Raw genomic sequence first — 6,283 nt, forward strand, 5'->3', positions numbered from 1 at the left:
TGTCCTGATTTAAATTTAATCCACTATACTTGAAACCGGTTTTTCAGACGACCTTCGATACTTGATAGGTCGTCTGAAAAACCAATCTTTCGATTGGTTGTGGAAGAAAGCCACTGTTGTCCTTGCATCAGCCGGAACAGCAGTGGCTTTTTTCTGTCTCTACGCCGAGATGACTGGATTAGTAGCCGCCTTTACCTGCAGATGCTGCGGAAGCAGGCGCTGCTGCGGAAGATGCAGGGGCAGCCGGAGCTGAAGCGGCAGGGGCTGAAGCGGCACCGCTACCTGCATAGGCTTTGTCTTCCAGTTTTTTGGTCATGATTTCAGGGTTCTCTGCGCCCTCTACTTTCAATTGACCCAACGCGCCTTTGTTGAACGCACGGAAGAGAGAGTGGTCAACCACAGTATAGCTGCCCGGGATGTCGGCTTTAAATTCGATAATCGCTGCGCCACCGGCAGGGATCAGGGTGCTTTGTACGTTTTCGTTGATCAGTTTGCCGCCTTCTACATAAACTTTGTCGAAGATCTCACCGATAACGTGGAAGGAAGAAACGAGGTTCGGACCACCGTTACCAACGTACATACGGACGGTTTCGCCTGCTTTGGCTTTCAGGGCATTGTCGCCGGCGATAGCGCCTACGTGACCGTTAAATACAACGTATTCAGGTTGTTCGGCGATGGCTTTGTCCATATCGAACGGTTGCAGGCCTTGCGCACCTTTTTTACCTTTGGTGTAGAAGTCGCCTTGTACGATGTAGAACTCTTTGTCCACTTTAGGCAGACCTTCTTTAGGTTCAACCAAGATCAGACCGTACATACCGTTGGCGATGTGCATACCGACAGGGGCAACGGCACAGTGGTAGATGTACAGACCGGGTTGCAGGGCTTTGAAGCTGAATGTAGAAGTACGGCCCGGAGCAGTGAAGCTGGCTTCTGCACCACCGCCTGGACCGGTAGCAGCGTGGAAGTCAACGTTGTGGGGGACGGTAGAAGACGGGTTGTTAGAGAATTCGACTTCTACGGTATCGCCTTCGCGTACGCGGATCATGCGGCCCGGAACGTCGCCGTTAAATGTCCAGTAGTGGTATTCCACGCCATCATCCATTTTCATGGTTTTTTCGACGGTTTCCATTTTCACGCGGACACGTGCAGGATGGTCGCGGTCGATGGCAGGCGGAACTTCAGGAGCGTGTGTGGTTACCGCGTCGATAACAGGCAGCTCGGCAGCAGGGGTTTCGGCAGCAGCTTGAGCACCGGAAGCAGAAGCCTCGGAAGCTGCAGGAGCGGAAGCGGAAGCGGTTTGCTCGGCAGGTTTTTGGGCAGCTTGCTCACCACAGGCGGCTAAAGCAAAAACTGAAGCAATGATTGCAGCTAAAGCTTGGCGTTTCATAGTTGTCATTTCCTTTAATAACTATTTTAAGAAGGTCAGGGTATATTTTTTCAACCTTTGTCGTCCGCGGCATACCGCTTTCGGCTCTTTCAAACTGCCTTATTCCGGGTCGTCTGAAAGGCATCTCTTGTGCACTTTTGTAGGATTATGTAGGTGGTTTTACCGCTATATCTTGACTTAAATCAATTAATTCATCAAAGATGAACTTTTACTACCTGTTTTACTACTTAATAACTAGATAAAACTACATCAAATCGTCTATTATTGTTCACATGTTTTATCCAATTCTTTACAAAAATGCCATCGTATTTTTGATAATAAGAATTATTATTGACTATATATCTGTTTTTTAAAGATTGTTGTTAAGAGAATATTTCTTTTGCCTGAAAAGAGTGCTACAATCTTTAACATTCATATAGTATGAATTTATAAGCAACCACTTTTTACCAAAATAAGGAGTTCTGAAATGGGACAGTACAAGAAGCTATGGTACTTGCTGTTTGCCGTCCTGGCAGTCTGCTTTACCATTCTTGGCTACATGGGCAGCGAGGTTTATAAAAAAGCCCCGCCTTATCCTGAGAGAGTCGTTTCGGCATCAGGCACTCAGCTGATGACCAAAGACGATATTTTGGCAGGTCAGTCAGCCTGGCAAACCACCGGCGGTATGGAAGTCGGTTCCGTATTGGGACACGGCGCATACCAAGCTCCGGACTGGACAGCCGACTGGCTGCACCGCGAGCTTGTCGCATGGTTGGATTTGACTGCGCAAGAGACTTACGGCAAAAAATTCAACGAAGTTTCTCCTGAAGAACAAGCCGTACTGAAAACCCGCCTTGCCGACGAATACCGCAACCAAAGCCGTATTAAAGAAGACGGCAGCGTCGTTATCAGCGATACCCGTGTCAAAGCCATTGAGAGCATCCTGCCTTACTACCACGGCGTATACAGCGACGATCCCGCCCTTCAGACGACCCGCGAACACTTCGCAATGAAAAACAACACATTGCCAAGTAAAGAAGCGCGTGAAAAACTGTTCAACTTCTTCTTCTGGACTTCATGGTCTGCTTCGACCAACCGTCCTGACGAAACTTTCACCTACACCAACAACTGGCCGCACGAGCCTCTGATCAACAACGTACCGACTACTGAAAACTACATGTGGTCGTTCACCAGCGTTGTATTGCTCTTGATGGGTATCGGCCTGCTAATGTGGGGTTACTCCTTCCTGACCAAACACGAAGAAGTGGAAGTTCCGACTGAAGACCCGATTTCCAAAGTACAGCTGACTCCTTCCCAAAAAGCATTGGGCAAATACGTCTTCCTGACAGTCGCCCTGTTTGTGGTACAAGTGTTGCTGGGCGGCCTGACCGCGCACTACACCGTCGAAGGTCAAGGTTTCTACGGCATCGACGAAGCACTCGGCTTCGAAATGTCCGACTGGTTCCCTTACGCATTGACCCGTACTTGGCACATCCAATCCGCCATCTTCTGGATTGCAACCGGCTTCCTGACAGCAGGTCTGTTCCTGGCTCCGATTGTTAACGGCGGCAAAGATCCCAAGTTCCAACGCGCCGGCGTAAACTTCCTGTACATCGCCCTGTTTATCGTAGTCGGCGGTTCTTACGCAGGTAACTTCTTCGCCCTGACCCACGTCATTCCGCCTAAATTCAACTTCTGGTTTGGACACCAAGGTTACGAATACCTCGACTTGGGCCGTTTCTGGCAACTCCTGCTGATGGTCGGCCTGCTGTTGTGGCTGTTCCTGATGCTGCGCTGTACCGTTTCCGCCTTTAAAGAAAAAGGCGTGGACAAAAACCTGCTGGCAATCTTCGTTGCCTCTATGGTCGGTGTCGGCGTGTTCTACGCGCCCGGTCTGTTCTACGGCGAAAAATCCCCGATTGCTGTGATGGAATACTGGCGCTGGTGGGTGGTTCACCTGTGGGTAGAAGGCTTCTTCGAAGTATTCGCTACCGCAGCTTTTGCCTTCATCTTCTACAACATGGGCTTCGTCCGCCGCAGTACCGCTACCGCATCCACTCTGGCCGCCGCCGCCATCTTCATGTTGGGCGGTATCCCGGGCACGCTGCACCACCTGTACTTCTCCGGTTCTACCTCCGCCTCTATGGCAATCGGTGCCTGCTTCTCCGCATTGGAAGTCGTACCGCTGGTATTGCTGGGTCGTGAAGCTTACGAACACTGGTCTTACCAACACCTGTCCGAATGGGCGAAACGCCTGCGTTGGCCGCTGATGTGCTTCGTAGCAGTTGCCTTCTGGAACATGATCGGTGCCGGCGTATTCGGCTTCCTGATTAACCCGCCGATTTCCCTGTTCTACATCCAAGGCCTGAACACTACCGCAGTTCACGCACACGCAGCCTTGTTCGGTGTGTACGGTTTCTTGGCACTGGGCTTCGTCTTACTGGTTGCCCGCTACCTGAAACCAAATGCAAAATTCGACGACAAACTCATGACTTGGGGCTTCTGGCTGCTCAACGGCGGCTTGGTCGGCATGATCGCCATCAGCCTGCTGCCTGTCGGCGCGATTCAAGCATACGCCTCCATCACTCATGGTCTGTGGTATGCCCGTAGCGAAGAATTCCTGCAAATGGAAATCCTCGACACCCTGCGCTGGGTACGCACAGCAGCCGACTTGATCTTCATCGGCGGTGCAGTCTGCGTAGCCATCCAAGCAACCAAAATCGTATTCAGCCGCGATAAATAAATCATAGCTTGAATACCCCGCAAAAGGTCGTCTGAACATTTTCAGACGACCTTTTTTGATGCCTGCCTACTTTCATTTCAGCAACAGCCCATCCCCGTTTAACCTCCATACGCACCAAATACCCTTCTTTACCCATCCATCCCTACCCTACTCCCCGCCCCTCATCCAACAAATTGAATCCCTCCCCATCCCGCGACAACCGCCTCCCCGTTTTCCCTATTTTTCAGACGACCCCAATGCCGTTTAGAAAACAAGGTCGTCTGAAACCGAAAACAAACAAAACACAGACAACAAAAAACCGCACATCGAAGCGCGGTCGGTTTTAAAACAGTTTTTGTCGGAACGGAAAGCGAAGGGCTTTTCAGACGACCTCTGAATATTTAGGGGTCGTCTGAAAATTTAATTAATAATCAGGATGGCGTGAACAACCTGAATATTTAATGACACATTTATCAGAATATTCACTACACGCAGCCAAGGCTTTTTGTTCTGCTTTCTCTAAATTATCATCACTTTTTACACCAGCCCCACCATTGCCAACAACGCCTCCAATGGCAACTGCACTACAAGAATTACGGACTTCCGTCATCCTACGACAACCTTTGCCATCGCTGGCAATAGGATTCTTCCCTCCTCCAGCTTTAATGCAATTTGCCAAAGCTTCTTTATTGGCGGAACGATAGCCTTCAGTATTATTTTCAGAATAACCTATTGCTGCATTTGCAGGATTTACGTAAATTGCTCCCCAACGGTTCGGCACTTTATACACCCGTCGAGAAGACGAACTGCCACCTCCCCAACCGCACGCGCTGCCATCGACAGTTTGGCAATAACCGTCAGTCGGATTCCCTCCCAAAGGGTTGCCCAAGGCAGTAAAACTATTCAATGCCATCAATATCAAAAATATCTTCTTCATCTTTATACCTCTTAATCTTTTCCACTATTCGTTTCTCTCAAAACCTTGCCGCATAACTCGGCACCGCTTTCGACCCCATCACTGCAAAATAAGTTTTCAGACGACCTTTTAGCATTTAGAGGTCGTCTGAAAATTCATTTAGTAACGAAGGTAATCAGGATGGCGGGAACAGCCTGCATAGCGGATAACACATTCATCAGAATGTTTACTACATCCTTTTAACGCAAGTTCTTTAGCAACTTCCACATCATCATTTCCAACAATACCAAACCCTCCTTTACCTTCTTCTTTACCGCCTATTGCAATAGCCGCACAGGTATTACGGTATTCATGTTTCAATCTACACCCTTTCCCATCATGGGCAATCGGATTTTTGCCTCCCCCAGCCTTAATACAACTTTCCAAAGCCTCTTTGTTGGCAGATTGGTAACCTTTAGTATTGTTTTCAGAATAACCAACAGCTCGATTGGCTGGATTAAAATAAATCGCTCCCCAACGATTAGGGATATTGATGACCCGACGTGCCTGTCCTCCTGACTGATTATTACCGCTACACCCCGCCAAGTCCGGTCTTTGAATACAAGGATTCATTACAGGATCGTTAATCGCATTCAATCCGTCGGCTAAAACAAAGGGGCTAATCTGCATTGCCAACAACGTTAAAAATATCTTCTTCATCTTTATACCTCTTAATCTTTCACGTTATTCATTTCTCTCAAAACCCTGCCGCATAACTTCGCATCGCTTTCGACTCTATCGCTGCAAAATAAGTTTTCAGACGACCTCTGAATATTTAGGGTCGTCTGAAAATTCATTTAATAGCGAAGGTAGTCGGGATGGCGGGAACAGCCTGAATATTTAATTTCGCATTTGAAAGGTTTTCCCTTCTCACAAATAGCAATAGCTTTTTGTTCTGCTTTTTCTAAATAAGGATCACTTTGTGATGCCATTTTGCCTTTTCCAAGCTCGCCCCCTACTGCAATGGCAGAACACCCGTTGCGATATTCACTTACAACATGACACCCTTGTCCCTTCCGAGATATTGGATTTTTACCGCCACCATTCTTAATACAACTTTCCAACGCCTCTCGTCTTGCATCTTCTTCCCCTTTAGTATTGTTTTCAGACACTCCAATAGCTCGATTGGCAGCATTGTAATAAATAGCGCCCCAGCGATCAGGGATATTAATCACTTGCCTTGTTTGTCTCATAGGAGCATTACCTCCCGCACATCCCGGCAAATCGGGATGATAGACAC

6 protein-coding genes are annotated in these 6,283 nt (G+C 48.3%); 2 read left to right on the forward strand and 4 right to left on the reverse strand.

Going from position 1 to position 6,283, the window contains the following annotated elements; genetic code table 11:
* Positions 1-178: 178 nt before the first annotated feature.
* Positions 179-1,387, reverse strand: coding sequence for a copper-containing nitrite reductase (nirK, locus tag HMPREF2726_RS02880; RefSeq protein ID WP_070602110.1), 1,209 nt, complete (start codon positions 1,385-1,387; stop codon positions 179-181).
* A gap of 466 nt (positions 1,388-1,853) precedes the next feature.
* Here nirK and HMPREF2726_RS02885 point away from each other — a divergent pair, with 466 nt between their 5' ends.
* Positions 1,854-4,109 (forward strand): nitric-oxide reductase large subunit, encoded by a 2,256-nt coding sequence (locus tag HMPREF2726_RS02885; RefSeq protein ID WP_049222865.1) that lies wholly within the window; start codon positions 1,854-1,856, stop codon positions 4,107-4,109.
* A gap of 58 nt (positions 4,110-4,167) precedes the next feature.
* A complete protein-coding gene (locus HMPREF2726_RS12725; RefSeq protein WP_003777072.1) occupies positions 4,168-4,356 on the forward strand; it encodes a hypothetical protein in 189 nt (62 codons plus the stop codon).
* 156 nt (positions 4,357-4,512) lie between these two features.
* Here the strand turns inward: HMPREF2726_RS12725 and HMPREF2726_RS02890 are convergent, their stop codons facing one another.
* The 3 genes from HMPREF2726_RS02890 to HMPREF2726_RS02900 all read right to left on the reverse strand — a co-directional run.
* Positions 4,513-5,025, reverse strand: coding sequence for a DUF4189 domain-containing protein (locus HMPREF2726_RS02890; protein ID WP_039862801.1), 513 nt, complete (start codon positions 5,023-5,025; stop codon positions 4,513-4,515).
* A gap of 138 nt (positions 5,026-5,163) precedes the next feature.
* Positions 5,164-5,703, reverse strand: a complete 540-nt coding sequence (locus tag HMPREF2726_RS02895) for a DUF4189 domain-containing protein (protein WP_070602111.1) — start codon at positions 5,701-5,703, stop codon at positions 5,164-5,166.
* Between the two features lie 137 nt (positions 5,704-5,840).
* The coding region (locus tag HMPREF2726_RS02900) for a DUF4189 domain-containing protein (protein ID WP_070602112.1) at positions 5,841-6,283 on the reverse strand (443 nt) is incomplete at its 5' end.

The organism is Neisseria sp. HMSC074B07, from assembly GCF_001810355.1.
Lineage (GTDB): Bacteria > Pseudomonadota > Gammaproteobacteria > Burkholderiales > Neisseriaceae > Neisseria.

Excerpts from the sequence above, each read along its gene's own strand:
- HMPREF2726_RS02895 (WP_070602111.1), bottom strand. The coding sequence starts at position 5,703 with ATGAAGAAGATATTTTTAACGTTGTTGGCAATGCAGATTAGCCCCTTT.
- HMPREF2726_RS02885 (WP_049222865.1), top strand. The coding sequence starts at position 1,854 with ATGGGACAGTACAAGAAGCTATGGTACTTGCTGTTTGCCGTCCTGGCA.
- nirK (WP_070602110.1), bottom strand. The coding sequence starts at position 1,387 with ATGAAACGCCAAGCTTTAGCTGCAATCATTGCTTCAGTTTTTGCTTTA.
- HMPREF2726_RS02890 (WP_039862801.1), bottom strand. The coding sequence starts at position 5,025 with ATGAAGAAGATATTTTTGATATTGATGGCATTGAATAGTTTTACTGCC.
- HMPREF2726_RS12725 (WP_003777072.1), top strand. The coding sequence starts at position 4,168 with ATGCCTGCCTACTTTCATTTCAGCAACAGCCCATCCCCGTTTAACCTC.